We start from the raw sequence: 24,980 nt of genomic DNA on the forward strand, positions 1-24,980 counted from the left end.
TACCTGTTCCAGTAAACCTTGGTGAGCGTAAGTAAACGATACTGAGAGCGCTCCTGCTCTTAGGGTTTCACCGCAGTGGTATACCGCGGACGGTAGGAGTCAGTATAGCTGATGCGGATAGTAGTGAGCGCTTTGCCAAGTGATCTAGATGAAAGTAGCATCAACAGCTTCTACGCTATATCGAAATGAATATAAGGAGAGCGGAATGTCGTTGGGAAAACTGGGTATTTGGGCCTGGGTTGATCACGCAGGCTTTGATGGCGCGGCCGAGTTCGCCAGGGAGATCGAAGCCCTGGGCTATTCCGCGCTCTGGATTCCAGAGGCCGTTGGCTGCGATCCTTTTGTGACACTGGCTCTGATCGCGAAACAGACAAAAACGCTGAAGCTGGCGACGGGTATAGCCAATATTTATGCGCGCGATGCCATGGCGATGCAGGCAGTACGCAAAACGCTGGACGGGCTGAGTGGCGGTCGACTGGTGCTGGGTTTGGGCGTCTCTCACCCGGAGATGGTCAGTGGCTTTCGGCATCACGATTACGGCAAGCCGGTGTCTACCATGCGGCGCTATCTGGAACTGATGGACGAGTCGCTGTACGCCGGTCCGCAACCGGAGCAAGAAGGCTTGCGTCTTCTGGCCGCCTTGCGCAAAAACATGCTCGGGCTGGCGGCCGAAAAAGCCGATGGTGCCCATCCCTATTTTGTCCCGGTAGAGCATACCGCCCGAGCTCGTGAATTGCTGGGGCCGGATAAATTATTGGCGCCTGAGCAGACGCTGCTGCTCGAATCCGATCCCACCGAAGCGCGGCGCATTGCGCGGGGCTTTATGTCGACGTACATCGGCCTGCAGAACTATCGCAACAATCTGCTGACCCTGGGTTTTGAAGAAAAGGATTTTGACAACGGCGGTTCGGATCGACTGGTAGATGCCATCGTTGCCTGGGGTGATGAAGATGCTCTGGCTGAGCGTATCCGTGAACACTGGCAGGCCGGAGCCGATCATGTGTGCATTCAAACCCTGCGCAAAGATGGCCAGAATGGTTTTGATCTGGAGGCGGTGCGCAAGCTGGCACCGTTGACAGCGGAATAGCCATGTCGCGGGTGGTCGTATTCAGTGGCGCGGGAATCAGCGCCGAAAGTGGTTTGCCAACCTTTCGCGACAACGGCGGGCTGTGGCACAACCACTCGGTTTACGACGTAGCGACGCCGGAAGCCTGGCAGCGCGACCCGCATCTGGTACTGGATTTTTACAACGCCCGGCGGCAGGGCTTGCGCAAAGTAAAACCCAATGCCGCCCACCTTGCGCTGGCTCAACTGGAGCAGCACTGTGAGGTGGTGGTTGTTACCCAGAATGTAGACGACCTGCACGAGCGCGCCGGTTCCAGCAACGTAATTCACCTGCACGGGGAGTTGACCAAGGCCCGTTCTACCGAGCGGGAATCGCTGGTATATGATCTCGGAGATCGAGATATCGCGTGGGGTGATGTGTGTGAACTCGGTTCCCAGTTGCGACCGCACGTGGTCTGGTTTGGCGAAATGGTGCACAACACCGACGAAGCCTGTGAGGCAATTGCGCAGGCTGACCGCCTGTTGGTGGTGGGAACCTCCTTGTCCGTTTATCCCGCGGCCGGTTTTATCGAACTGGCACCGCCGGCTGCTGAGCGGGTGGTGGTTGCACCCGAACTCGACCGGGTGCCGGCGGGCTTTGAATGGTTGCAGGGACCGGCAACAGAGCACGTGCCCGTCTTGTGTCAGCGCTGGGAACTCGGCAAATAGCGCTTCTGAAAATCCAATGTAGGCCTTTGTTCGTAACAGACGGTTAACGCGTTTTTGCTCAATGCTTTGCGCGCGTTCAACGTCTGATCTGACAAACGCAAGGAAGGTCTATATGAATAAGCAACTATCCCTCGCAGGGGCGCTGGTCCTCGCCAGTTCCTCCGTTTTTGCCCAGCAGCAGTGGCAGGGTTATTACCTCGGTTTCAGCGGCGGTTTTGGTTTTAATCCCGGCGACAACGGCGAGTTGGAATTCCGCCGGGTAGATGGCTCCGACAATAGCCAGGCGATTGATAACGCCTTTGGTGACAACTTCGAAGGCAAATTCAATGCGGGTTCGCTACTGGGTTTGCAGGCCGGTTACGATTTTCAGCAGGGCGCCTATGTTTATGGTGTTGAGCTGTCGGTAAATGCTGCGGATCTTTCGCAGGAGCAGAGTGCCTTTTCCGCCACGCCGGCGACCTATATTGAGCGTCGTGAAATTGATGTTCTGACAACTCTCACCGGGCGGATCGGTTTTGCCAGCGAGCACGCATTTCTTCCCTATATCAAAGCGGGCGTGGCCCACGGTGATGTCGACTACAGTTGGGAGGGGAATTCCGGCGCTTTTCGCGGCGAGGCTGACGATGATGACGGCAGTGGCCTGGGCTATACCGTCGGTGTCGGAATGGAAGTGCGGCTCAACCCTTCGCTGACACTTGCTTTCGAATATCAGTATGTCGATTTGGGGGCTGCTGACTTTGCAACGAACTTTAGCGGTGAGCAGAGCATAGGCGGCAGCAACGGCGCATTTAATGCCTTTGGTGATGCCGCATCAGGCGGCACCAACGCCGAGGGTAGTGACGACGATTTTGATTTTCAAATCGTGCACACTCAGTTGAAGTACCGCTTCTAAGGTCGGTTTTTCTCGCAACAAGTCGACTACACGTAGCGCACTGCGCCGCCGTCAATCCGGATATTCTGGCCATTGATAAAGGCGGCGCGTTCGCTGCAGAGGAAGGTCACCAGCTCGGCAACTTCCTCGCGGCTGGCCAGACGGCCGCAAGCGTTGGGAAATTCGGTTTCCACCACTTTTTGTTCAATCTCGGCCCATTCACTGCCCCAGCCTTTCTTTTCGGCCTTTAGCCTAAAACCCGCTTCCAGTTCAGGGGTGCGGATATACCCGGGCGATACCGTATTCACGGTAATTCCCGTGCCGCTCAGCTCTTTGGTTAGGCTGACCCCCAGCGTTGCCAGCGCCCCCTTGGCCGCGTAGTAGTGGGGCATGATGCTATTGGGCTGATGACTGCCGATGGTGCCGAGGTTTACGATGCGACCCCAGCCGTCATTTTTCATCTGCGGAATCACCAGCTCGCACAGGCGCGCGACCGACATCACGTTTTTCTGATACATATCCAACCAGTCGGCTTCCGGGGTCTTGCCCCATTTTCCGGGGCTGGCGGTGCCGTAGTTATTGACCAGAATCTGAACCCGCGCCCCCATATCATGCAGTTGCGCGGCGATACGGTCGCAGCCCTCTGTGGTGGCAAGATCGCCCCATACGCTTAAACCTTCACCGGCGAGGTCCTCTTCTTTCAGTCCGTGGCGAATCACCCGCACGCCCTCGGCCTTCAGTGTGCTGGCGATGATTTCACCGGTACCCCGGTGGCTGCCCGTTACGAGCGCGGTTTTGCCGCTGATACCCAAATCCATAGTGCTTCCCTGTGGATTAACAAAGTGAAAATGGTCTCACGATCACGCTCTGTGGCAAAATCGGCCCTTCTGCAAAAAATGATAAGAGGTCGCCATGAATTACTGCCCCCAATGCGCCAGCCCGATGGGTGAAGTCCTGATCGACAGCGAGATTCGTAAAGGCTGCCCCGACAAGGCCTGTGGTTTCGTGCAATGGAACAACCCGACACCGGTGGTGGCGATGATTGTGGAAGTGGAAGGCGGTGTAGTGCTGGCGCACAACGTGAGCTGGCCGAAAACCTTTTATTCCATCATTACCGGTTTTCTGGAGGCGGGTGAAGATCCGCTGGAATGTGCCAAGCGCGAAACCCTGGAAGAGCTCAATCTACATGCGCTGGAGACGTCACTGGTTGGCGCCTACGCCTTCCCCCAGCAGAATCAGGTGATTATCGCCTACCACATAAAAGCGGCGGGTGAGATCAAGCTGAATCATGAGCTGGACGACTACAAGATTGTGCCGATCAATGAACTCAAGGGCTGGAAGATGGGCACCGGTCTCGCCATTATCGACTGGCTTGCGTCGAAAGGTATTGAAGCCGAATTGGCTTTCTGAGTTTTAGCTTTCCGGGGTGGTACGGGCGACGGCTTCCTCGTCGCCTGCCTCTTCCGATTCGTCTTCTTTAGGATCAAAAAACAGGTCTTCCAGGGTCCTGTCGTCTTCGTTGTAATCTTCGTTACGCGGGTCGAGTTCCACCATAACTGGCAGTACATCCGGCGAGACGGCAACAAAGTCTTCCTGTTCTTCCGGTGAGATCGGCGGTACCCGGCTTAGATCGTTCAGGATAAACACCACCAGTAGGCCCAGCAATGCGGTGTTTGCCAGGAAGAAACCATTGGGTCCGATGGCGTCCATGACGCCGGCATTCAGCAATGGGCCAACCAGGTTACCTATCCCGTAGGCCGTCAACAGGGTCGCACTGGCAGCGACAATCTGGTTCTGGGTCATGCGGTCGTTGGTAATGGCAACGGCAATTGAGTAGACCGAGGCGGATAGCCCGAAGAAAACGGCGGTAAAGGCGCATATCCAGAAAAAGTTCAGATTGCCGAGTACGAAAATGACACCGCCAGCCAGTCCGGAAATGATAGCCACTACCAGCATCACCCGCGCCCGGTTGTGGCGGTCACAGAAGTAGCCGATTGGGGCTGCAATCACCATGGCCGACATGATGGCGACTGACATAAAGACCGAAATCTGTTCCACATTCAGCCCGGTGCTGGTGGCGTAAACGGGTGCCATGGCATAAAAACCGCTCATCACCACCCCGTTTATCAGTGAAGCAATCACGCCTAGCGGCGCCTCCCGATAGACCTCCAGCATGGGCAGGGCTTCCACCGCCTCAATGTTGGGTGAGTGCATATGACTCATGGCCAGCGGTATCAGCGAGGCCACCAGCAGGATGGCCGCCAAACTGAAAGGAATGGCAGACTCCGGCGGTGCGACCTGCAGCAGTAACTGGCCGCCGGCCACGGCGGAATAGAAAAAGATCTGATAGGTGGAAAACAGGCGCGCGCGATTGCCCTCGGTGGCCACACAACTGAACCAGCTCTCTACGGTCATGATAAGACCCGCCGCCGCGATACCGCTGGCGAAGCGCAGCACGCCCCACACCCACATGGATTGCCATAGCGGGTAGGCGAGGGCAGCAATGGCAATGCAGGCTGAAAACACCGCAAAGGCGCGTATATGGCCGACACGCTGAATAATGCGCTGGCATATGCGCGAACCGATCACAAAACCCAGCGCAAAGAAAAACAGCACGATACCAATGGTCATCGGATCGACGCCATTCAGGCTCATGCGCACGCCCAGTAGCGAATTGACGAAGGCATTACCGCTCGCGAATAGCACGACGCTGATAATCAGGGCAGATAGGGCGACAACAATCTGGGTCATGAGTAGTGGGCGGTATCGATTCCGTGTTCGGTGTTCAGTTCGAAGATAACGTCAGCATGGGAGGGCAATGTGACAAGATTGGCCTCGGTCAGACGTTGATAGTGTTGAATGAAGCGCGCGATCTCCTGGGCGCTCATGACGCCGCTGCAGTCTGGCGAGCGGGCAGCCAGCTTCTGTTCCTGCTCCAGCCGCCAGTGATAGACGCAGCTGAAATCGGGCGCTTTCAGCTGCAACATTTTATGCAATCGGGAAAACAGTTGCTGGTAATTTTGCAGGGCATCGTTTACGAAATTGCGCCAGCGGCGGCCGCTGTCCTCTTCGGCTTCCAGTTGGTTGACGGCTGTCTCCAGTTCGCTATCAGCTTGCGGGCGTGAGCCGACGCACCAGCCTTCGAGAATAATGAAGTCGACAGGGCCGCGGATTTCCGGCCATTGCGACATTGGCGCGCGATCATCGCAGCTCTTGTCAAAGCGCGGCAATTTTGTAGATTTATCCGCACCCTGCCCCAGCAGACTATCGAGGGTCTGCATGGCCAACCCAAGATCGTGAGTGCCGGGTACGCCGCGGGTTTGCAGTAGGGGGTGAATTTGGTCAGCCAGCGCCTTGCGTTCGGCGCGGGTTAGATAGAAATCATCAATCGACAATACCGCTACCGATTTTCCCTGCTCGCCAAGTGCGCGGGCAATAAAATCCGCGAGGGTCGATTTGCCCGAACCCTGACAGCCGTTAATACCCAGTACCAGTGGATGCTCGCGTTGTTGCTGCAACCATTCGAGCAGCGGCAGATAGTAACGGCGGGCCAGCCCGTCAAAGCTGTCCGGTAGTCTGTGTTGGCGGATGAAGTCTGTCAGTGTTGCGTCGGATACCGACAAGCAATGTCTCCTTACGGGCTGAATTGTTCCCTGTCGTCGGCGCTGGCAGCTTCGCGGCATTCACCAATCACGGTGGAATGGGTGAAGCCAATCACTTTCTCAATCACCACGTAGCCTTCGCGGCAGTAGCCAGTGGTCTCGAGTTTTTTGTCCAGTAGGGACATGACGCGGGCTTCGATACTGGCCTTTTCGTCCTCCGCAGAATACGACGACATTTCCGGCGGCGTATTCATGTCGGTGGGTTCGTTGGCGTCGAATACCAGCGTCGGTTTGAGATCACCGCTGGACGGAGAATCCAGGCGATAGTCAAACAGCTTGCTGCCGTCTTGCTGAATCCGGGGGCTAAAGGTTTCGGTCTCGTTGTCTTGCAGTCGGGAGCCGCTGCAGGCAGCCAATGTGCCGGCTGCCAGACACACTACTGCGAATTGGAACCCGGTCATAGGTCGCTCCTTGATCATGGTTGTTTACTGGCGCTTTGTTCTGAAGGTTTGTCAAAGCGGGCTCGATCTTCCGCGGTCGCAGCCTCCTTGCACTCGCCACGCAAGCTCGCGTTGCCATAGCCGATAAGCGTATCCAGCGTATAAAAGCCTTCGCGACAGTAACCGTTTTCTTCGAGCAAACGCGGGACAGCGAAACGCAGGTGACGCTCGTTCTTTCTGCGCAATTCCTCGGCTGAATAGACATCGCGACCGTCGCTGAAGCCTCCGGCTTGATCGTAAGCCAGAATCGGGCGCAGCTTGTCTCCGCGTGAAAATTCGTAGCGGAACAGCTTGGTGCCGTTATCCAGAATCTGGGGCGTGAATCGCTCCTGTGTGCCGCTGGCGGGCGCGTTGCTGGCGCAGGCCTGAACAAGACCAAGAAGGAAAATAAAAACTGTAAATCGCAAACCTGCCTCGCTGGCCAATAGTGACTAACGTCTTGAATCTGGAACGAAAGTGTTTAACCGATAGATAAAGCCAGCATACGGCTTAGCTGACACAACTGCCAGCCGCTTTCCGTGCGCATTTCATTGAAAGCCTCCTGCACTTTGCGTAGGTCGCGCTGGGAGGTCGGGTTGTCCTTGTCAATCACACCATTCAGTTTCAGCGCCGCGCAGACATCGCGGCTGAGGATGAAGGTGTCTTTACCAGTAAACCGCAGAAAATACTGGCCGCTATTTCCGCCCAGACGTGAGCCGTGTTTTTTCAGGTAGAGCCAGAGGCCGGTGATATCTTCCTCCGGCCACTGCGCAAGAAACTGACCGACACTGCCGTATTCGCGCTGCAGGTCCAGTACCAGCAGGGCATTGTCCTGCACCGCTTTGACCTTGCTCAGGTTGCGGATGATACGGGTATCACTGGCCATATCCTCCAGTTGCTCGGGCGACCGTGAGGCTACCCAGATCGGCAGGAAACCATTGAACACCTCTTCAAAGCCGTCCCATTTGTTTTCTACCACTCGCCAGACAAAGCCCGCGCGGAAGATGCAGGCGGCCATCTCTGCCAGATAGCGGTCATCTCCGGTTTTCTTCAGCTGCGCGGCAGATTTTGCCTTGGGTAGCAGGGCCTTGAGGTTCTTGGGGCCGCCCTGATGGTCGAGGGCGCGTTGCTGGCAGCGTTGGAAGAGTGTGGTCATGGAGTGATCCCTGAGCGAGCAAAGGCCGAGGATAGCGAGGCGGTTTGGGGGCGGCAAGGCCGAACTTGCAGAGTAAGTCATCTAGATTTATATTAAAGGTGGTTTACTAACTGGAGGTGGTGCCATGTCTCGCGCATCCGAAAAACTCAAAGCCCCGAACGACAGCGGCGAAACCCTGTGGCGCACTGAATACTACGAGCCGGCCATCGCCGATACCGGCGAGCGCAAAACCCGCTTCCAGACCCAGAGCCTGCGCTGGGATATCAAGCCGCTCTATACCCAGGCCGATCTGGATGCCATCGGTTTTGATCCGGACACCGATCTCGGCCTGCCCGGCACCTATCCTTATACCCGTGAGACCCGGCCTGCCGGTTATCGGGGGGATCTCTGGGCCATGACTCAGGTCAGCGGCTTTGGCTGCGCTGAAGATTCGGCCAAGCGCTGGGCCTATATGGTGGAGCAGGGGCTGGACTCCATCATTGTGGAGTTTGATCTGCCGACCACCAACGGTTACGACTCCGATAACCCTCTGTGTCGAGGTGAAGTGGGGCGGGCCGGGATGGCGCTCGATACTCTGCAAGACATGGAAGATGCCCTCGATTTCCCGCTGGAAAAACTGAAAAACATCACGTCCGTGTGCAACGCGCCGCAACCGGTCAATCTGGCGATGCTGATCAAGGCCCTGCAGCGCAAGGGCAAAAAGCTGGAAGACATCCGTCTGATGATGCCCAACACCATACTGGTGGAGTACACCTGTGTCGGGCGCTATATCTACCCACCGAAACACGGCCTGCGCCTTGCCTGCGATGTGATCGAATACTGCATGCAGCACCACAGCAACTGGATGCCGCTCAATATTGTTGGCGCACAGATCTACGCGGCGCGGGGCAATCCGGTGCAGGAAATTGCCTACTCCTTTGCCATGGCGCGGGCTTATATCGACGAACTGCTGGCCCGCGGCCACGACATCAACCGGGTCGCGCCGATGGTGAGTTTTATCACCGGTATTGATATGGATTTCTTCGAAGCCATTGGCAAGCTGCGAGCGTATCGCAAGGTGTGGGCTCGACTGATGAAGGAAACCTATGGCGCGACCGCTGAAGAGGCGCTGAAGCTGCGCTTGATGAGCAGCCCCGGCACCATGTCCATGGCCCTGCAACAACCGCTCAATAATATCGCCCGGCTCGGCATAGAAATGCTGGCCTGTGCCCTGGGCGGCGGCGCACACACCATCAACACGCCGCTCTACGATGAGGCTCACGCCCTGCCCAGTGAGGATGCCATTACTATCGGCGCGAACATCCATCATATTGTTGCCCAGGAAACGGGGGTGGCCGATACCATCGATCCGCTGGCGGGTTCTTACTACGTGGAGTACATGACCAAGCGCATGGAAGACGAGGTGTTTGCCGAGCTGGAAAAAATCGAAGCCATGGGTGGCGCGCTGGGTGCACTGGAAGCCGGCTATTTTCAAAGTGAACTGGCAGAAGAACAGATCGCCATGAATCGGGATTTTCATACCGGCGAACGCAAGTTTGTGGGCGTGAACTATCGCGTTAAAAAAGACGAGCAGCGCGAGATCGAGATCTTCCGTCATGACGAGGCTGCTGAGGCGCGTCAGATCGAGCGGCTGAACAAGGTTAAAAGCCGCCGCGACGAGGCTGCCGTAGCACGGGTTCTGGAAAAAGTCCGGGAGGCGGCGCGCGGCAATACCAATATGGTCGAGCCGATGCTGGAAGCCGTGGAACTGTATGCCACCCACGGCGAACTGTGTGATGCCATGCGCGACGTGTTTGGCGAGTATGACCCCAATGCGCTCACCCCTACCCTGTAAGCGAGAATAGAGATGGACCAACCAATCAGAATCCTTCTTGCCAAAATCGGTCTGGATACCCACACCATTGGTATCACCGTACTGGCGAAAGAACTGCGCGATCGGGGTTTCGAAGTGATTTTTTCAGGCCTTAAACAAACCCCGGAGAAAGTCGCCCACGCCGCGCTGCAGGAAGATGTAGATGTGATCGGCGTGAGCTGCCTGTCGGGGGGGCATATGACTCACCTGAAAGTACTCGCCGAGAAAATGCGGGAAATGGGACTGGACGACCGCATTCTGATTGTTGGCGGGGTGGTGCCAGAAGAAGATGTGGAACCACTGAAAGCCCTCGGTGTGGATCAGGTGTTCACCATGGGCGCGAATATGGATGACATTGCGGCTTACCTGCGCAGCGCTGTTTCTGCCTGATGCGTCGCCCGATCACACTTGATGACCAATGGCGCTCGGCAGTGCAGGCGCGCGACACGGCTGTATTGGCGCGCACCATTACAGCCATTGAACGCTCCCCGGAATTTCTGCTGCAGCTCTCGCGAGAGGTTTTTTCCGTCGCGCCCGTCAACAGTATCGGTATTACCGGCGTGCCCGGTGCCGGTAAGTCGACCCTGCTAAATCAGCTGATTGCGCACTATCGCGCACAGGACAAGCAGGTTGCCGTTTTGGCGGTTGATCCGAGTAGTGTGCAGACCGGCGGTGCCGTGTTGGGTGATCGCCTGCGGATGCAGGATCACGCGCTCGATGACGGTGTTTTTGTACGCTCGCTATCCACCAAGGGCCAGCTCGGCGGCGTATCGGAAACCACCTTTATCACCGCGCAATTCCTGAAATTCGCTGGTTTTGACCGGGTTTTTATTGAGACGGTGGGGATCGGTCAGAACGAACTCGATATTGTGCGCGTTGCTGATGTGAGCGCGCTGGTGTTTATCCCAGGCGGCGGCGATTACGTGCAGGGTATTAAATCCGGTGTGATGGAAGTGGGCGATGTTTTTGCCATCAACAAGGCCGATCTTGACGGCGTACGCGCGTTGGAGAAAGTGCTGCAACTGGAGGCCCACGACCGGGAAAACAAAACCGGCTTCGCAACCACGGTTTGTCGTACCAATGCCATCAGTGGCGACGGGGTTCCCGCGCTGGTCGACGCCTTGGAAGCTGCCTTGGGTTCACCGCAGGCCAGTGCCCGCCGCGACAGCCAGCTCAGAGCCTTTTCGGAACTTCTTTTGAGTATCGAGCTGCGTCAGCGTTGGCTGAAACCTTTTGTCGCGGGCGACAAGGGGCTTGAGTTTTTCAGTGCGCTGGAGCGCGGTGAAAAGCAGCCAGCCGATATTGTTGAAGCGTTTCACGCGAGCGTGCGGAACGCGAACGGCTAGCCCCTCAAGCCGTGCGCAGCGCGATATGAGGCGCTACACTTGCGCGCTTTATATTTGGAAGTCATTTGTGAGCGATCTGGCACAGTTACTGGAAGACTATCGAGAGTCGGCACTTGGCGTTGTCCTCGTGACGCTGGTCGCCGATTACGAAGATCGTTTTCTCAAGGCCTACGGTGAACAGGGATTTTCCGATATTCGCCGCTCTCATGGGTCTGTGCTGCGCCACCTCGATGCCAGCGGCACGACATTGTCTGAATTAGCCCTGCGTGCGGGTGTCAGCAAACAGGCTATCGGTAAAACGGTGCGTCAGCTCGAAGCACTCGGTTACCTCCATATCAGCACAAGCCATACGGACAAACGAGCGCGACTGGTGCGGTTTAGTTTGCGCGGCGACCGCCTGGTCAGCGCCTCTAACCGCGTGGTGGAAAATATCCGCCGTCAGTATCGGCAGCAACTCGGTAGCGATACTTTCCAGCGCCTATTTGAATTGTTGCAGGGCCTGACGGACGCGCTGGGTCGGCAGCCACAGGTTGCCAGCAGTGGCGAAGCGCAACGCTTTCTACACTTTGGCCGCCTGATGGTGGAACTGGCCGGCGATTTTGAAAAGCGCCTACTGCAGCATCTATCGGCAGAAGATGCTGCAAAACTCTCGCAACCTGTGCTCAGCCAGTTTTTCTATTGTCGCGCTGCCCCCATGACCGTCTCTGAGCTGGCGGAGAACCAACCATTGACGGTGCAGGCGGTCAGCCTGACTAGCCGGGCCATGGTTAAAGCCGGGCTGTTGGCGGTCAGAGAAAGTCCGCGCGATAGCCGGGCTAAAGAACTCTCTATCAGCGAAAGAGGCTGGAACTGGCTGAAGTCGGTTGTCCGAGCCAACCGCCAGATTCGTGAACAATACGCCGAGGCTTTGGGGCAGACTGCTCTGGAGGAGCTGGATCAGATTTTTCGTACCCTGCTGAAGGCGCTGGTCGAAAGGAAACCTGAAAAAGTCGTAATCTGAGCCCTTGGCCTATCCTCGCTAGACTGACTGAATAATAAACATGTCGTGAGGACTGCTCATGTTGTCTCAGATGGACGATTACCCCCTGCATCAGATCGCCGATGTTATCCGCTTTGTAGGCACTTCAGATCGCAACTTTTACGACCGCTACTATTTCAACCTGCATTCGTCGAGCGACGATCTGTTTATGGTAATGGGTCTGGGGCAGTATCCAACCCTCGGCGTTCAGGACGCCTTTGCCGTAGTTCGCCGGGGTGACAGCCATCATGTGGTACGGGCATCTCGTGAGTTGGGCGATGACCGCATGGATACTTCCGTAGGGCCACTCCGGGTTGAAGTACTGAAAGGTCTGGAGAAAGTGCGTTTTGTGGTCGAGAACAGTCCGGAGCATCCGATCTCAATGGATATTGTCTGGGAAGGTGCAATCCCTGCCTTTCTCGAGCCGCGCCAGTACATTCGCAAGCACGGTCGAGTGTTGTTTGATTCCATGCGTTTTGCCCAGACCGGATACTGGACCGGCACGCTGCGCGTAGGCGACGAAACCTTTGAGGTAACACCGGATCGCTGGAAGGGCAGTCGAGATCGCTCCTGGGGGATTCGCCCGGTGGGCGAGCACGAACCCCAGGGGATTCACGAAGGTACGCCGATTATGGAGGGCATGTGGAATTACTGCCCGATGCAGTTCGATGACTTTTCCATTATCTATATTCTGAATGAACACAACGACGGCACCCGCGTACTGGAAGAAGCCGTGCGTGTTTGGAATGATCCGGAAAGAGAGCCGGAGTGGTTGGGGCGGCCGGAGCACGAACATAATCTCGTGGTTGCCAAACCCTATCAGGCCTTTATTGATTCAGCGGTGATCCGTTTCCCTGATGCACCGGAAGGGCCCATGGAGGTAAAGGTGACGCCCTTGACTCATGTGTGGGTGATGGTCGGCACAGGGTATGGTTTGGAAGCTGACTGGAAGCACGGCATGTACAAGGGTAAGCAAGTGGTTGAGAGCTTTAGCCTGGACATGGAAAAAGACAAAGACCGCATGTTCGGCCTATGTGACAACGCCGCCCGTTTTGAGCTGAACGGGCACGTGGGCTATGGACTGTTTGAGTATGGGTTCTTTGGTGAGTTCGAAAAGTACGGTGTGAAGTAAGATTGGTGCGGGCGATGCATCGCCCGCACCTTACTATCAGTTGGTTTGCAGCCCGGCAACTTCCGGATAACGCTGCTGCCAGTCATTGATCAGTGGTGTCTGATCAATGTCGTTCGGATGAAAACCGCGCTTAAAAGCCTTGAGAAAATGCGGAATGGATTCACGCATCACGCCGCCTTTTCCCCAGAAAAATTTCATCGCGACCCACCATTCATTCAGGCTTGCCCGGCGTTGGTCGGCGCGCAGCAACAGGCGCTGAAAAAATAGAATACGGCCGAAGAACAGCATCAAGGTCATAAACATCACCCGGCGTCGCAAAAACTCGTCGTCGACACATTCCCGATACACATCAAAAGCAACGGCCTTGTGTTCGATCTCTTCCACAGCGTGCCAGATAATCATTTTGCGAAACGTCGGATCCATCTGTTCGAGAATTTCCGGATGACGCAGAGCATGCTCGGCCATGGTTGCAGTAACGTGTTCCAGCGCTACGGTGATGGCCAGCTGGCGTTGTGGTTTCAAGCGGGCGCGAGCCAGATCCAGCAGGGCTTTGGCCTTGGCGGCAACGGTGTTAACAGGAAAGCCCTTGGCCTCCAGCGCATTGTTGAAATCTTCGTGAGCCTTGCCGTGGTGAGCTTCCTGGCCGATAAAAGCGCGAATTTCCTGCTGTAACTGCGGGTCTTTCACATCGTTGCGATAGTGTCGAACGGTATCGATAAAAAAGCGTTCGCCATCGGGGAAGGTTGCTGACAACGCATAGAAATAAGCGGATATCAGTGGGTTGCCGCCAAACCAGTATTTATCCATCGAATCATCGATAGCGAAGTTCATGCGGCGCACGGTGATGGCCTTGTCCATGATGCTCTCCTGTGTGTTCCTGTTGCCGAGCAACTCGCTGGCGCTGACGGCATTTATCAAGTAATACTTCTGTGATGGTGAAAATATGCCATCACCGCCGTTGTGGCGGCAGGTTAAATCGTCGCATTATCCGGTGGTTTGAGATCAGGGAGTTTATAGATGAACGCCGACAGAGCGGGGCAGGGGCGCTACGGAATCTCCAGTGATTATCTGGTATCCCTGAGCGAACAGGCCTTTGAGCGTGGTATGAGCGTCGCTGATCTACTCGATGGAACCGACCTGGAAGCGAGCATACTGTTGCAGCAGGATGTGTCGGTCGGTCACGAATCCTTTCTCGCGGCGATGCGCAATTTTTGTGAGTTTGACGGAAACTTCTGGACGGCTTTGGAAGGTGGCAGGCGTATGACCCTGTCCAAGCACGGTTACGTCGGCTATGCGGCACAGCACAGTCAGGATCTGATGGACGCCGCCGAAAAGTTGTATCGCTATGTGTCAACGCGGATAGAGTTTTTTGAACTTCAGCGCGGAGAAAACCCAGATCTCGCCGAGTTGATTTTACTGCCCCGTATCCCGGACAGCGACACACTGCGCTACGTGGCATTGAACTTTCTCGTGTGTCTGGAAACCCTTTGCCGGCAGATTCTCGGGCGCAGTGCCAGTCAGATTCCCAGCCGAATCACGCTTGTCGGTCCGCCTCCAGAAACCCCCATGCCGCCACTGCCGGCGGGATCAAAGATAGAATTTCACTGTGACAACTACAGTTTGTGTTGGCCGCGCACGATTATTGATGTTGCCATTCCGGCTCGGAATGAAGACCTTGCCAAGCTGGCGGAGGCGCGCTGTGAAAGCGATCTGCGAAAACACAGTGAGCAGCAAAGTGTCTCTGAACGGGTTGCCCTGCAGCTGCAGCGGATGGAGGGCACCTTGCCGCCGCTGGAAGAGATTGCCGCACGCCTGAATATGTCGGTGGCGACCTTGAAGCGGCGACTGAAAGCGGAAGGCCGGAACTATCAGCAGCTGAAGGATGAGCAGCGTCAGCGACAGGCCTCGCGCTGGCTGGTGGAAGGTCGATTAACGGTGGATCAGATTGCCGATCGCCTCGGCTACAGTGATGCCAGCAATTTCTCCAAAGCCTTCAAGAGCTGGACCGGACAATCGCCGAGCGCCTTTCGTCAGGAACAGTCCGAAAGGCGCCGCTAAGCAGAATCAGAAGTGGTAGCTGACGCCCAGTGAAACAAAGGGCAACCATTCGTATTTATCTAATTCGTCCTGAATTTCCTTTTCTTCCTGCTCGATCTGCTCACGACACTGGGGGTCGCTGCCGCAAGAACCTGACGAGGTCATTTCAACCTTGGCTGCGCCCACGTGAATCACGCCGAGGTCAGCGTTAAAGGCAAAACCGTTCTGGGCGCGATGGCCCCAGCCGATCCCCAGATAGGGCGCTACTTGATCAAAGTCTACCTTGGTAGTGACTTCGCCCAGAACGGCAGAAGAATAACGGCTGTTACCGAATTCACAGGTCGCCAGTTGTTGTACAGGCGCTTGCGCATTACAGCGAGTGATTACGGTGGCACCGCTGTTGTTAAAGAAGGTGCCGGCGGATACCCGGAAAATACCGTTCCAAGGGTGCCAGTCAGCCAGAAGGTAGGAGTTTTCCAGATCGACGTCGCTGTCGTACTCTAGCTCATCGCCCTGGATCCCGTTGTTGTCCTCAGCCTCAAAATCCACATCCAGATCACCTACCAGAAAGCCGGCGCGAAGCCCGAAGGGCGATTCCCAGCGGTAACCGACCTCAGCGCCCAGTCCGATATCGGAGGCTTGAAGGCGGGTGGTGATTTGGGCCTGACTGGCCGTGGAAAAGGTCAACAGCAGCAGCGTCAGCAGGCCGCCGGTCAGTGATCTGTACATCGTATCCCCGGAGGTTTGTTGGCGAGCGCTTAGGGTAGCGCACTTGATGCGACACTGCAGGGGTGGATAGCCCAGAATATTACCGGCCATCGAAGTGATCCAACATGCTGTCTGCAGTGGCTTCTCCGCTGAGCTACTACGGGGCCAATGTAATGTCTGCTATGGTGATTGCTTGGCAATTACGAAGACAGGCGCGCAAATTTGGACACCAGCTCACAGGTGCGGCGGCGACATCGTCCGGGCGCGACGCTCAGCGGGCTGGCTTCAATGCGCGTCGAGCTCGCGCTCGGCCTTATCACGGTGGTCTATACCGTTTGCGTTTTTGCGGTCAGTTCCGCTGTGGGGCTCTCCGAACAGGTGTCGCTGTGGCTCTACAGCGAAGCTGTCTTCATGGTCAGTTTTCTGGTGATCTTCAGCGCGGCCATTTTGCGTGTTCTCTACATCATGCTGGCGCTGCGACCAGTGCGGTTAACGCGGTTTATTCTTGCGGATTTCAGGAATTTTCTCTGCGGTGAGCAGCGTCTGCTGCGGGCGTTGCCGGTGTTGTTGCTGTTTCTGGTGTTTATTTCCGTTTTTACCAGCTACAAGGCCATGATTCCGGAGCTACAACCTTTTGTTTGGGACGAGACCTTTATTGCTTGGGACCGGATACTTCACGGCGGTCACGATCCCTGGCGACTGCTGCAGCCCTTGCTGGGTTACCCGGAGCTGAGTGGTGCATTAAACGTGGTCTACAACGCCTGGTTCCCAGCGATGTTCACGGTGCTCTACTGGCAGCTGTTTTCCCTGTCGCGCCCGCAGCTGCGTGCCCGCTTTCTGCTCAGCTTCTTTCTCACCTGGATTCTGCTGGGCAGCCTGGTCGCGACGCTGCTGTCATCAGCAGGCCCCTGCTTTCTCGAGCCTTTGTTCGGCAATAACTACTATCAGCCACTGATGAGCTATCTGCAGCAGGCCGCCCAACAGGCTCCGGTGTGGGCGCTAGACACCCAGGCCATGTTGCTGCGCAGTCATTTGGGCAGCGAGAGTGGGCTGGGTGCCGGCATATCGGCCATGCCGAGCCTGCATGTGGCGACGGCTTTGTTGATCGCGCTGACCTGCTGGGGCAGCGGTCGCTGGCTGCGCGGGTTTGGGCTGCTGTTTTTGCTGCTGATACTGCTTGGGTCCGTGCACTTGGGCTGGCACTACGCCGTGGATGGTTATCTGGCGATTGCTCTCACGCTGCCGATCTGGTGGGGCTGCGGCTGGCTGGCGCAGCGGTTAGTGCCGAGCAGTGAAAATTTCGTGCAGTCAAGCCTGAAAAGCCACTCCTGAACCGTCTACAATGCCCCGCTGCGTTATTCCAAGATAGGCCCTTTCGGCCCGACAACAAGACAGGACAGATTTATGTGGTTCAAGAACCTGCTGATTTACCGTTTTACCAAACCCTTTGAGCTTTCGGCGGAACAGGTCGAAGAAAAACTGCAAGAATTTGCCTTCAAACCCTGTGCCAGTCAGGACATGAGCACCCTCGGTTGGGTGAAGCCGCTGGGTCAGCAGGGCAGTGAACTGGTGCATACCAATAACGGTTGCATCATGGTGTGCAGCCAACGACAGGACAAAGTGCTGCCGGCGGCGGTTATCAAAGACGCACTGGAAGAAAAGGTGCTGACCATCCGTGAAGACGAGGACCGGATACCCAGCCGGAAAGAACGCACGGATATGAAAGAGCAGCTAATTTTCGAAATGCTGCCGCGCGCCTTTGTGAAATCCCGCAGGCAGTTTGCCTATATTGATCCGGCTAACGGTTGGCTGATTGTAGATAGCGGCAGCCACAGCCGCGCAGAAGAATTAATCGTGCTGTTGCGCGACAGCTTGGGCTCAATGCCAGTCATTCCTGTCGCCCCCAAAAACACAGCTTATCACACCATGACCCATTGGTTGCAAAGCGCCGCGCCTGCCGGTTTCGAGTTGGGTGGAGAGTGTGAACTCATTGATTCGGCGGATGAAAGCGCCGTGATTCGCTGCAAGAACCAGAACCTGGCGTCAAAAGAAATCCTAAATCATATCGACAGCGGCATGTTGGTGAAGAAGCTGGCACTGAGCTGGTCCGGCGGCATCGAGTTTATGGTCGACGAGCAGCTGACGGTGAAACGCCTGCGGTTCAGCGACATGATCATGGAGCGCGCTGACGAGATTCACACGGACACTGCCGCCGAGCAGTTTGATGTAAACTTCTCAATCATGAACGCTGAGCTGGCTAACTTTATTCCCGCCCTGCTGGAAGCCTTCGGCGGTGAAGATACCTCGGCGCTGGAAGCAGCCTGAATGCGGTTGGGCTAATGTAAAGGGCATTACGCAACATTTTCAGGTTTGCGCCTGAAAACCGGTAGTAGTCCCGTCTTAAGCAAATGTCCCGGAATTGTCATAGAAAGCGATTATGCTGAAAGTGATCAATGCCGGAATGCTCGCCAATGACCACTCGGGGTTTCAGTCTGTTTGCTCTGCTGCTTACTGCGCTGCTGGCAGGCTGCGCGAGTCAGCCGCAGCAGTCATTGGCTTTGCGCACCGAGTACTGTGATACCTACCTTATTTACGATATGTGCGTGCGCGATATCGATGCCGATGGCGCGGTAGATCTGATGTACTTTGCGGATACCCGCGAGATCTTCATGCTGTCTGAGTCGGCGGAGCCGGAACTGGCCGGCGAAAACCTCGATGTGCACCGTTGCCTGCAGACGCTGGGTGATGCATTGCGCGATACCAGTTCGCAACTCTTGCGTCCCGATATCGGCTTCCTCGCCCGTTCAAGAGTGCGCTCCGCTATGTTGATCAGCTATACCGCTTACCTACCTGCCATTAATGCCTGCATGGACAAACAGCGAGTCGCGGCGAGCGGTGCGGCAGCGTTTGCCGACGACGACTTTGGCGAAGACGATTTTTTCTAATGGAAACGCTGCGGACGCGCTGCCCATTATCTGCGCGGCAGTGGGTAGTTCTTTCTGATCGTTGGCTAGACTGACGATCGTTTTCTTCTTTGTTTCGTTTTCTGGATTGATACCGTTTTTTTGACTAATACTAAGATATAAGTAATGTGAGTTTAATGAACACGCAGGGTCATAAGAAATGAATAGATTACTCATATTTTCCCTCTTGGCATCCTTGGCGACGGGTTTTGTTGTGGCGGATGACGATTGGGAAGGGGATCGTGATGATAGAGAGGATGCCCTAGAGGACCGTCGCGATAAGGCGAAAGATCGACAGGAGAAGTATCGAGACCGCTACGAAGATCGACGTGACGATGAAGATGACGAGTGGGAGGAGCGTCGGGAAAGCGAAGAGGAAAGGCGAGAGCGCTACAAAGAGCGCTATGAAGACGAGCGCGACGACGAGGATGATGGTTGGGAAGAGTCTCGCGATAAGAAAAAAGACAAGTACAAAGACAAAAAGCACAAATACAAAGGCAAGAATGAGGCCAAGAAAGACAAGCACAAGAAGCCAGATGGTATGCATGGTCGCGACTGGGGTGCCAGCCAGGGTGAAAAGCGCGGCTGGGATGAAGGCAAACGCGATAAGCCCGTCGGCGACGATCACCATGATCATGACGCTCATGAGCATGAAGCCAAACAGCCGCCCGCTGACCACGCGTCGGGTCAGCCCGAGCAAGGCCAACCGCAGGACCCTGAGCAGACGCTGCGAGATATGGCGAAGGACAAGGCCGCACGCAAAGCAGGCGCTGAAAAAGGTAGTGCAACCGAGGCGATTATCCATATGGGAACAGACATGGTTATAGACCGTGCCAAAGGCGGCAGCGCGGAATAGCATCCCGAAGGTAGCCCCCAGGAACTTAAAAAGGCGGCTTTTGCCGCCTTTTTTATGCTCTTTTACTAATGGCTGGCGGCGGGGTGGTTGTGAGGCAGAGGCGGGCATGCTCAAATGGTGCTGTTCAGGTATACAGTGATTCTTTGTGCGAAAAATCATCCACTGCGACTGCGATTGCTTCTACGCCTCGGTTGAGATGCGTGACGATCCGGCCCTGCGCGGCATTCCTTTGGCGGTGGGTGGTGCCAGCGACCGCCGTGGCGTGATTGCTACCTGCAACTATGAGGCGAGGGCCTATGGGGTGCGCTCGGCAATGCCCTCGGCCCACGCTCTTCGGTTGTGTCCTTCGCTGGTGGTGATCCCGCCAAGCTTCGATAAATACCGCGCCGCCGCCTATAAAGTGCGGGAAATTTTTCATCGTTATACGGATCTGGTTGAACCCCTATCGCTGGATGAGGCCTATCTGGATGTGAGCGATTCGCCACACTTTCAGGGCAGTGCGACCTTGATTGCGCGGGCTATCCGTCAGTCCGTCAGCGACGAGGTCGGTATTACTATTTCTGCTGGCGTGGCGCCCAATAAATTTCTGGCCAAGGTCGCCAGCGACTGGGACAAGCCCGACGGCCTGACTACCATTACGCCCGATCAGGTGCAGGATTTTGTGGCCGCCTTGCCAGTGCGGCGCATTCACGGCGTCGGCCCGGCGATGCAGAAAAAGCTGCTGGGACACAACATAGAGCGCTGTGGCGATATTCTCGGTTGGTCCAAACTGGAGCTTGCTCAAGCCTTTGGCTCCATGGGCGAGACCCTCTATCGCTACGCCCGGGGCGACGATAAGCGCCCCGTCGCCAATAACCGCGAACGCAAATCCCTGAGTGTTGAGCGCACCTACGCCGAAGACCTGCCCACTCGCAAAGCCTGCCAGAGTCAATTGCCCAATCTGTTAAGCAAGCTGGAAGAGCGGCTGGCAAACCTTACGCGCCGTGGCGCCATTACCGGCCACTTCGTCAAGCTCAAGAGTAAGGATTTCGAGACCACAACGGTCGATCGGCAATTACTCGGTGGTTTGGATACCCATGAATTTGTTGAGATGATGGATGAGGCTTGGGCGCGTTATCAGAAACCCGTGCGTTTGCTGGGCGTAGGTCTGCGCTTTCATACGGATCATATGAGCAGCGATCAGCAGTTACGCCTGTTCGATTAGTGAATGGCTTTTTAGTAGGCTTTAGTTCAATTACGAGAACTGCTTCTCATTTTGCATTATGAATTCTCTCCTTTTGTACTAGCTTCATTATGGGCGCTGCCCTCATTTGGGGCGGCGGGTTGGTTGCCGTGTTGTTTTGACTTGGTGCAATTCCAATCGCATTGCGGCGATACCGATAATGATAATGCACGAAGCTGGAGAACCTCATGCAAGGATTCCGTTTAGCGGTTTTGGTGGTGGCGTGCGCGTTACCTTTCACCCACGTTCATGCCCAGCGGGCATCGGAGGCGTTGCTTGAAGAAGTTCTGGTAACGGCCCAGAAGAAGTCATCTGCAGAAGAGATTCAGGATACATCCATCGCGATTACAGCTTACGGTGCCGATCAGTTAGAGGCATTGAAGGTGCGCGATCTAAAAGGCCTCAGCTATTCCATGCCCAATGTGGCATTGGAAGATGTCGGCACCACTAAGGGCACGGCAAACTTTGCAATCCGTGGCTTGGGTGTCAACAGCTCCATTCCTTCAATTGATCCGACCGTGGGTGTGTTCGTAGACGGGATGTATCTGGGCATCAACGGCGGCGTCGTGTTTGATATGTTTGATCTGGAAGGCATTGAGGTGCTGCGCGGTCCGCAAGGGGTTCTGTTCGGACGCAACGTAACGGGCGGCGCCGTGCTGGTCAGAACCCGGCTGCCGGGTGAAGAGTTTGTTGGTAGCGCTAAATTTGCCGTGGAGACCGGTCTAAATCGCTACTACTCCGCTTCGGTATCGGGCCCAATGACCGACAAGCTCAAAGCCAAACTGGCGGTGTATCTGAATGAAGATGAGGGCTGGCATGATAACGAATTTGGTGATGACAGCCATGGCGATGCTCGAACTCGCTTGATTCGCCCAGTCTTTGTTATCGATCTGGACGAATATTCTGATCTCATTCTGCGATTTGAACGCGGCGACGCCGAAGGTGACGGTCCGGCTGCACAAAATCGCGGTCGCTTTGATCGCGACGACTTTAAATTTTCCATCAACGAAACCGGCTACTTCGACAACTACTGGAATCAGGGGATTGTTGAGTACGCGCGTGACGTGGACTTTCTCGAAGGGCGCATTACCAATATTGCCGGCTTTCGTCATTACAACAGCCAGGGTGTCAGCGATATAGATGCTTCCAGCTCGACCTTGTTTCACGCGGGTTTTGAGACTCAGCAGGAGCAGGTCAGTAATGAATTTCGCTTTAATGGCAGAATTGGTGAAGTGATTGATCTGACCGCGGGTCTGTATTACTTCGATCAGGAAGTTAAGTATCAGGAGAACCGTCAGGTAACTGCCGGTATTCCGGGTATCTTTGCTTACTTTTATGGTGGCGGTATTCAGGATCATGATACCTGGGGTGCATTTGCATCGGTCGATTATCTGTTGTCCGAGAAACTGACTCTAACTGCCGGTTGGCGTTTCTCGCAAGAATCCAAAGATGCCAAAATCAGAACGCTTGAGCGTAACTTGATCGGTCCAAATATGCAGCCCGATGAGATACCGCCAGGGCAGTGTGACGTGATTGGCGGCGACTGTGCCTTTGATTTCAAAGACGATAAATCCTGGTCCAATATCACGCCTAAAGTCGGCGTGACCTGGACGCCCAATGATCAAATGCAAATCTACTCCTTCCTGACCAAGGGCTTCCGAAGCGGCGGCTACAACTTGCGTAATACGGACCCATCATTCTCGCCCGGGCCTTTTGATGAGGAAACACAAAACAGCTTCGAAGTTGGCGTTAAATACGATAGTCCGGATAACCGTGCCCGCTTGAACGTGGCAGCCTTCTATAACCAGATCAAGGATATGCAGCGTGAGGTCAACTTGCCATCTGGAGGCTCCGGTGTAGTCCAGATTATTCGCAATACCGCGGATGCCGAGATTATGGGGGTTGAACTGGAAGGTCGCTATGCGGTGCTGCCTAACCTGATTGTTAACCTGTCGGTAGGTTATGTTGAAGGTGAGTATCGAGAGGTCAAATTTGATCTCAATGGCGACAACGTTGTGAACGGTCAGGACGGCGAACTGGACTTGCCGCGCTTGGCCCCGCTCACAGGTAGCCTGGGTATTATCTATGACCAGAATGTGGGTGATTTTGGTTTTATCACGGCCCAGGCCAGTTATAGCCATCGTGACGAAGCTGCCTATACCGACAACAATCGCGGCACGTTGAATGATGCCAATATGGTGGACGCAACGATTTCTCTGTCACCCAACTCTGAGGCATGGACCGTCTCGGTATACGGCAAGAACCTTCGAGACGAAGCCACTGAAGGCGGTGATACCCAGTTGCCGTTCGGCGCACTGGGGGTAACCAGCTTTTCACCTCTAAACAAGGGGCGTGTGGTCGGCGCTGAATTTAAAGTGCGCTTTTGATCTATAGTTGCCGCGACTTGGCTTAAGTCGTGGCAATACGCTTCACTAGCACCACCAGGTCAGACCAAGGTGGCTGTGTTGTGAGGGGTAACGCGCTAGAATAACGGCAGGCAGAACCTGCCGTTTTTTTATTTTAGGGGTACCCCATGTCGCAGTTTGAAAATGTCACCGTTATAAAAGCCGCCAACATCTACTTTGATGGTAAAGTCAGCAGCCGCACTGTGCTGTTTGCCGACGGCTCCCGCAAAACCCTGGGCCTGATGCTGCCCGGTGAATACAAGTTTGGCACTGAAGCAGCCGAGATCATGGAAATTCTGGCCGGTAAGCTGCGGGTCAAGCTGCCGGGTGAAGAGTGGCAAAACATCGAGGGTGGCCAGAGCTTCAATGTTCCCGCCAATGCCAGCTTTGATATTGTGATCGAGACTCCCGTCGACTACTGCTGCAGCTATATCGACTGATTGTCTGGAACAGGAGCTGATTTGAGGCTTTACTGGCTGATACATTTCGCAAGTGTGGCCGTTGTTATCGCAACGGCTTTGCCCCTGTGGCGACGTGAATCCTGGTGGGTTCGAGGCTGGGATTTTCCCCGCCTGCAGTTGGCCTGCCTCGCCGCGATCCTATTGGTGTTGCAGGGTTTGCTGCTGGATGAAGGGGCTACCCTGACGCCGGTTTTGCAAGGGCTCACCGCCCTGTGCCTGTGTTTTCAGTTGTGGTGGATTTTCCCTTACACCCGACTCGCCCGGCGCGAGGTAAAAGACACGCGCTCCGAGCAGATTGATCCACAGAGCAGTATCAGCATCCTTACCGCCAATGTGTTGACGCCTAACCGTCAGGCGCCACGCTTTCTCGAACTTGTCAGGCAGTGGTCACCGGATATAGTCGTGACGCTGGAGTCAGATAGCTGGTGGCAAGAGCAATTGGATGTGCTGGAGTCTGAGTACGCGTACACGGTGAAGTGCCCCCTCGATAATCTCTACGGCATGCATGTGTATTCACGCTTGCCCTTGCATGATGCACAGGTGGACTTTCTGGTCGAGAATGACGTGCCGTCCATGCACGCGATGGTCGAGCTGCCGTCCGGGGATTACGTGCGCTGTCATTTCTTGCACCCGGCGCCACCGAGCCCGACCGAAAATGAAGAGTCAGCGGAGCGCGATGCGGAGCTGGTGATGGTAGCCAAAAGTCTGGAAAACTACCGAAAGCCGGTGCTGGTCACCGGCGATCTGAACGATGTCGCCTGGTCTTCTACCACAAGGTTGTTCCGCAAAATCAGCGGGCTGCTCGATCCTCGCGTCGGGCGCGGTATGTTCAATACCTACCACGCCGGTTTGCCCTTTGCGCGCTGGCCATTGGATCACCTGTTTCACAGCGCGCACTTCACGGTAAACGAACTGCGGCGCTTACCATCCTTCGGGTCCGATCATTTTGCTCTTTACGCTCGCCTGCAGCTGTCGCCCAAGCCTTTGAATGAACAGGAAGGCCTGGATGCAGACGCTGATGATGAAGCGTGGGCTGAGGAAAAACTCAGCCAGCAGAATGTAGACGAATCAGACGTGCCGGTACCGCGAGTTTGAGCGA

26 protein-coding genes are annotated in these 24,980 nt (G+C 55.5%); 18 read left to right on the plus strand and 8 right to left on the minus strand.

Features of this window, described 5'->3' with window-relative positions:
- Positions 1–205 precede the first annotated feature (205 nt).
- From FHR99_RS09420 to FHR99_RS09430, 3 genes are all read left to right on the plus strand, one after another.
- Positions 206–1,087 (plus strand): TIGR03620 family F420-dependent LLM class oxidoreductase, encoded by an 882-nt coding sequence (locus FHR99_RS09420; RefSeq protein ID WP_183410404.1) that lies wholly within the window; start codon positions 206–208, stop codon positions 1,085–1,087.
- Between the two features lie 2 nt (positions 1,088–1,089).
- The gene (locus tag FHR99_RS09425) at positions 1,090–1,773 is read left to right on the plus strand and encodes an NAD-dependent deacylase (RefSeq protein WP_183410405.1); all 684 of its coding nucleotides are present in this window, start codon (positions 1,090–1,092) and stop codon (positions 1,771–1,773) included.
- A 112-nt stretch (positions 1,774–1,885) separates the two neighbouring features.
- Entirely contained in the window at positions 1,886–2,665 is a 780-nt protein-coding gene (locus FHR99_RS09430) for an outer membrane protein (RefSeq protein ID WP_183410406.1), read from the plus strand.
- A 26-nt stretch (positions 2,666–2,691) separates the two neighbouring features.
- On the opposite strand, the gene FHR99_RS09435 is transcribed toward FHR99_RS09430, so the two are convergent.
- Positions 2,692–3,462, minus strand: coding sequence for an SDR family NAD(P)-dependent oxidoreductase (locus tag FHR99_RS09435; protein ID WP_183410407.1), 771 nt, complete (start codon positions 3,460–3,462; stop codon positions 2,692–2,694).
- A gap of 94 nt (positions 3,463–3,556) precedes the next feature.
- On the opposite strand from FHR99_RS09435, the gene FHR99_RS09440 reads away from it, so the two are divergent.
- Positions 3,557–4,054 carry an NUDIX domain-containing protein gene (locus FHR99_RS09440; protein ID WP_183410408.1) on the plus strand — a complete coding sequence of 166 codons (498 nt, stop codon included), beginning with the start codon at positions 3,557–3,559 and terminating at the stop codon, positions 4,052–4,054.
- A gap of 3 nt (positions 4,055–4,057) precedes the next feature.
- On the opposite strand, the gene FHR99_RS09445 is transcribed toward FHR99_RS09440, so the two are convergent.
- From FHR99_RS09445 to FHR99_RS09465, 5 genes are read right to left on the minus strand one after another with little or no spacing between them, the layout of a single operon-like run.
- Positions 4,058–5,395: an MFS transporter gene (locus FHR99_RS09445; RefSeq protein ID WP_183410409.1), complete on the minus strand. Its 1,338-nt coding sequence runs from the start codon at positions 5,393–5,395 to the stop codon at positions 4,058–4,060.
- Positions 5,392–6,267 (minus strand): hypothetical protein, encoded by an 876-nt coding sequence (locus tag FHR99_RS09450; protein WP_246386701.1) that lies wholly within the window; start codon positions 6,265–6,267, stop codon positions 5,392–5,394. The genes FHR99_RS09445 and FHR99_RS09450 overlap by 4 nt, the downstream gene beginning before the upstream one ends.
- Before the next feature lie 11 nt (positions 6,268–6,278).
- On the minus strand, positions 6,279–6,707 hold the full coding sequence (locus tag FHR99_RS09455; RefSeq protein ID WP_183410411.1) for a hypothetical protein: 429 nt from the start codon (positions 6,705–6,707) through the stop codon (positions 6,279–6,281).
- A gap of 14 nt (positions 6,708–6,721) precedes the next feature.
- Positions 6,722–7,153, minus strand: a complete 432-nt coding sequence (locus FHR99_RS09460) for a hypothetical protein (protein ID WP_183410412.1) — start codon at positions 7,151–7,153, stop codon at positions 6,722–6,724.
- Positions 7,154–7,206: 53 nt separating this feature from the next.
- Positions 7,207–7,881, minus strand: a complete 675-nt coding sequence (locus FHR99_RS09465; protein WP_183410413.1) for a DNA-3-methyladenine glycosylase I — start codon at positions 7,879–7,881, stop codon at positions 7,207–7,209.
- A 124-nt stretch (positions 7,882–8,005) separates the two neighbouring features.
- Here FHR99_RS09465 and FHR99_RS09470 point away from each other — a divergent pair, with 124 nt between their 5' ends.
- From FHR99_RS09470 to FHR99_RS09490, 5 genes are all read left to right on the plus strand, one after another.
- On the plus strand, positions 8,006–9,715 hold the full coding sequence (locus tag FHR99_RS09470) for a methylmalonyl-CoA mutase family protein (RefSeq protein ID WP_183410414.1): 1,710 nt from the start codon (positions 8,006–8,008) through the stop codon (positions 9,713–9,715).
- Between the two features lie 12 nt (positions 9,716–9,727).
- Positions 9,728–10,123, plus strand: coding sequence for a cobalamin B12-binding domain-containing protein (locus FHR99_RS09475; RefSeq protein ID WP_183410415.1), 396 nt, complete (start codon positions 9,728–9,730; stop codon positions 10,121–10,123).
- Complete coding sequence (gene meaB, locus FHR99_RS09480) at positions 10,123–11,079, plus strand: methylmalonyl Co-A mutase-associated GTPase MeaB (RefSeq protein WP_183410416.1); 957 nt, start codon at positions 10,123–10,125, stop codon at positions 11,077–11,079. The genes FHR99_RS09475 and meaB overlap by 1 nt, the downstream gene beginning before the upstream one ends.
- A 67-nt stretch (positions 11,080–11,146) precedes the next feature.
- Positions 11,147–12,079 carry a MarR family transcriptional regulator gene (locus tag FHR99_RS09485; protein ID WP_183410417.1) on the plus strand — a complete coding sequence of 311 codons (933 nt, stop codon included), beginning with the start codon at positions 11,147–11,149 and terminating at the stop codon, positions 12,077–12,079.
- A gap of 58 nt (positions 12,080–12,137) precedes the next feature.
- The gene (locus FHR99_RS09490) at positions 12,138–13,229 is read left to right on the plus strand and encodes an Rv3169 family protein (protein WP_183410418.1); all 1,092 of its coding nucleotides are present in this window, start codon (positions 12,138–12,140) and stop codon (positions 13,227–13,229) included.
- Between the two features lie 36 nt (positions 13,230–13,265).
- Here the strand turns inward: FHR99_RS09490 and FHR99_RS09495 are convergent, their stop codons facing one another.
- Positions 13,266–14,087 carry a metal-dependent hydrolase gene (locus FHR99_RS09495; protein ID WP_183410419.1) on the minus strand — a complete coding sequence of 274 codons (822 nt, stop codon included), beginning with the start codon at positions 14,085–14,087 and terminating at the stop codon, positions 13,266–13,268.
- A gap of 159 nt (positions 14,088–14,246) precedes the next feature.
- On the opposite strand from FHR99_RS09495, the gene FHR99_RS09500 reads away from it, so the two are divergent.
- On the plus strand, positions 14,247–15,287 hold the full coding sequence (locus FHR99_RS09500; protein WP_183410420.1) for a helix-turn-helix domain-containing protein: 1,041 nt from the start codon (positions 14,247–14,249) through the stop codon (positions 15,285–15,287).
- A 6-nt stretch (positions 15,288–15,293) separates the two neighbouring features.
- Here the strand turns inward: FHR99_RS09500 and FHR99_RS09505 are convergent, their stop codons facing one another.
- Entirely contained in the window at positions 15,294–15,995 is a 702-nt protein-coding gene (locus tag FHR99_RS09505) for a hypothetical protein (RefSeq protein ID WP_183410421.1), read from the minus strand.
- A 201-nt stretch (positions 15,996–16,196) separates the two neighbouring features.
- Here FHR99_RS09505 and FHR99_RS09510 point away from each other — a divergent pair, with 201 nt between their 5' ends.
- From FHR99_RS09510 to FHR99_RS09545, 8 genes are all read left to right on the plus strand, one after another.
- Positions 16,197–17,306 (plus strand): phosphatase PAP2 family protein, encoded by a 1,110-nt coding sequence (locus tag FHR99_RS09510; protein ID WP_183410422.1) that lies wholly within the window; start codon positions 16,197–16,199, stop codon positions 17,304–17,306.
- Positions 17,307–17,378: 72 nt separating this feature from the next.
- The gene (rdgC, locus tag FHR99_RS09515) at positions 17,379–18,299 is read left to right on the plus strand and encodes a recombination-associated protein RdgC (protein ID WP_183410423.1); all 921 of its coding nucleotides are present in this window, start codon (positions 17,379–17,381) and stop codon (positions 18,297–18,299) included.
- Positions 18,300–18,445: 146 nt separating this feature from the next.
- On the plus strand, positions 18,446–18,919 hold the full coding sequence (locus tag FHR99_RS09520) for a hypothetical protein (protein ID WP_183410424.1): 474 nt from the start codon (positions 18,446–18,448) through the stop codon (positions 18,917–18,919).
- A 178-nt stretch (positions 18,920–19,097) separates the two neighbouring features.
- Complete coding sequence (locus tag FHR99_RS09525; RefSeq protein ID WP_183410425.1) at positions 19,098–19,793, plus strand: hypothetical protein; 696 nt, start codon at positions 19,098–19,100, stop codon at positions 19,791–19,793.
- A 145-nt stretch (positions 19,794–19,938) separates the two neighbouring features.
- Positions 19,939–20,997: a DNA polymerase IV gene (dinB, locus tag FHR99_RS09530; protein ID WP_183410426.1), complete on the plus strand. Its 1,059-nt coding sequence runs from the start codon at positions 19,939–19,941 to the stop codon at positions 20,995–20,997.
- Positions 20,998–21,203: 206 nt separating this feature from the next.
- Complete coding sequence (locus tag FHR99_RS09535) at positions 21,204–23,402, plus strand: TonB-dependent receptor (RefSeq protein WP_183410427.1); 2,199 nt, start codon at positions 21,204–21,206, stop codon at positions 23,400–23,402.
- 146 nt (positions 23,403–23,548) lie between these two features.
- Positions 23,549–23,860 (plus strand): pyrimidine/purine nucleoside phosphorylase, encoded by a 312-nt coding sequence (ppnP, locus tag FHR99_RS09540; RefSeq protein WP_183410428.1) that lies wholly within the window; start codon positions 23,549–23,551, stop codon positions 23,858–23,860.
- A 21-nt stretch (positions 23,861–23,881) separates the two neighbouring features.
- Positions 23,882–24,976: an endonuclease/exonuclease/phosphatase family protein gene (locus FHR99_RS09545; protein WP_246386704.1), complete on the plus strand. Its 1,095-nt coding sequence runs from the start codon at positions 23,882–23,884 to the stop codon at positions 24,974–24,976.
- The last annotated feature ends 4 nt before the right edge of the window (positions 24,977–24,980 follow it).

Origin of the sequence: Litorivivens lipolytica, assembly GCF_014191715.1 — a bacterium.
GTDB lineage: Bacteria > Pseudomonadota > Gammaproteobacteria > Pseudomonadales > Spongiibacteraceae > Litorivivens > Litorivivens lipolytica.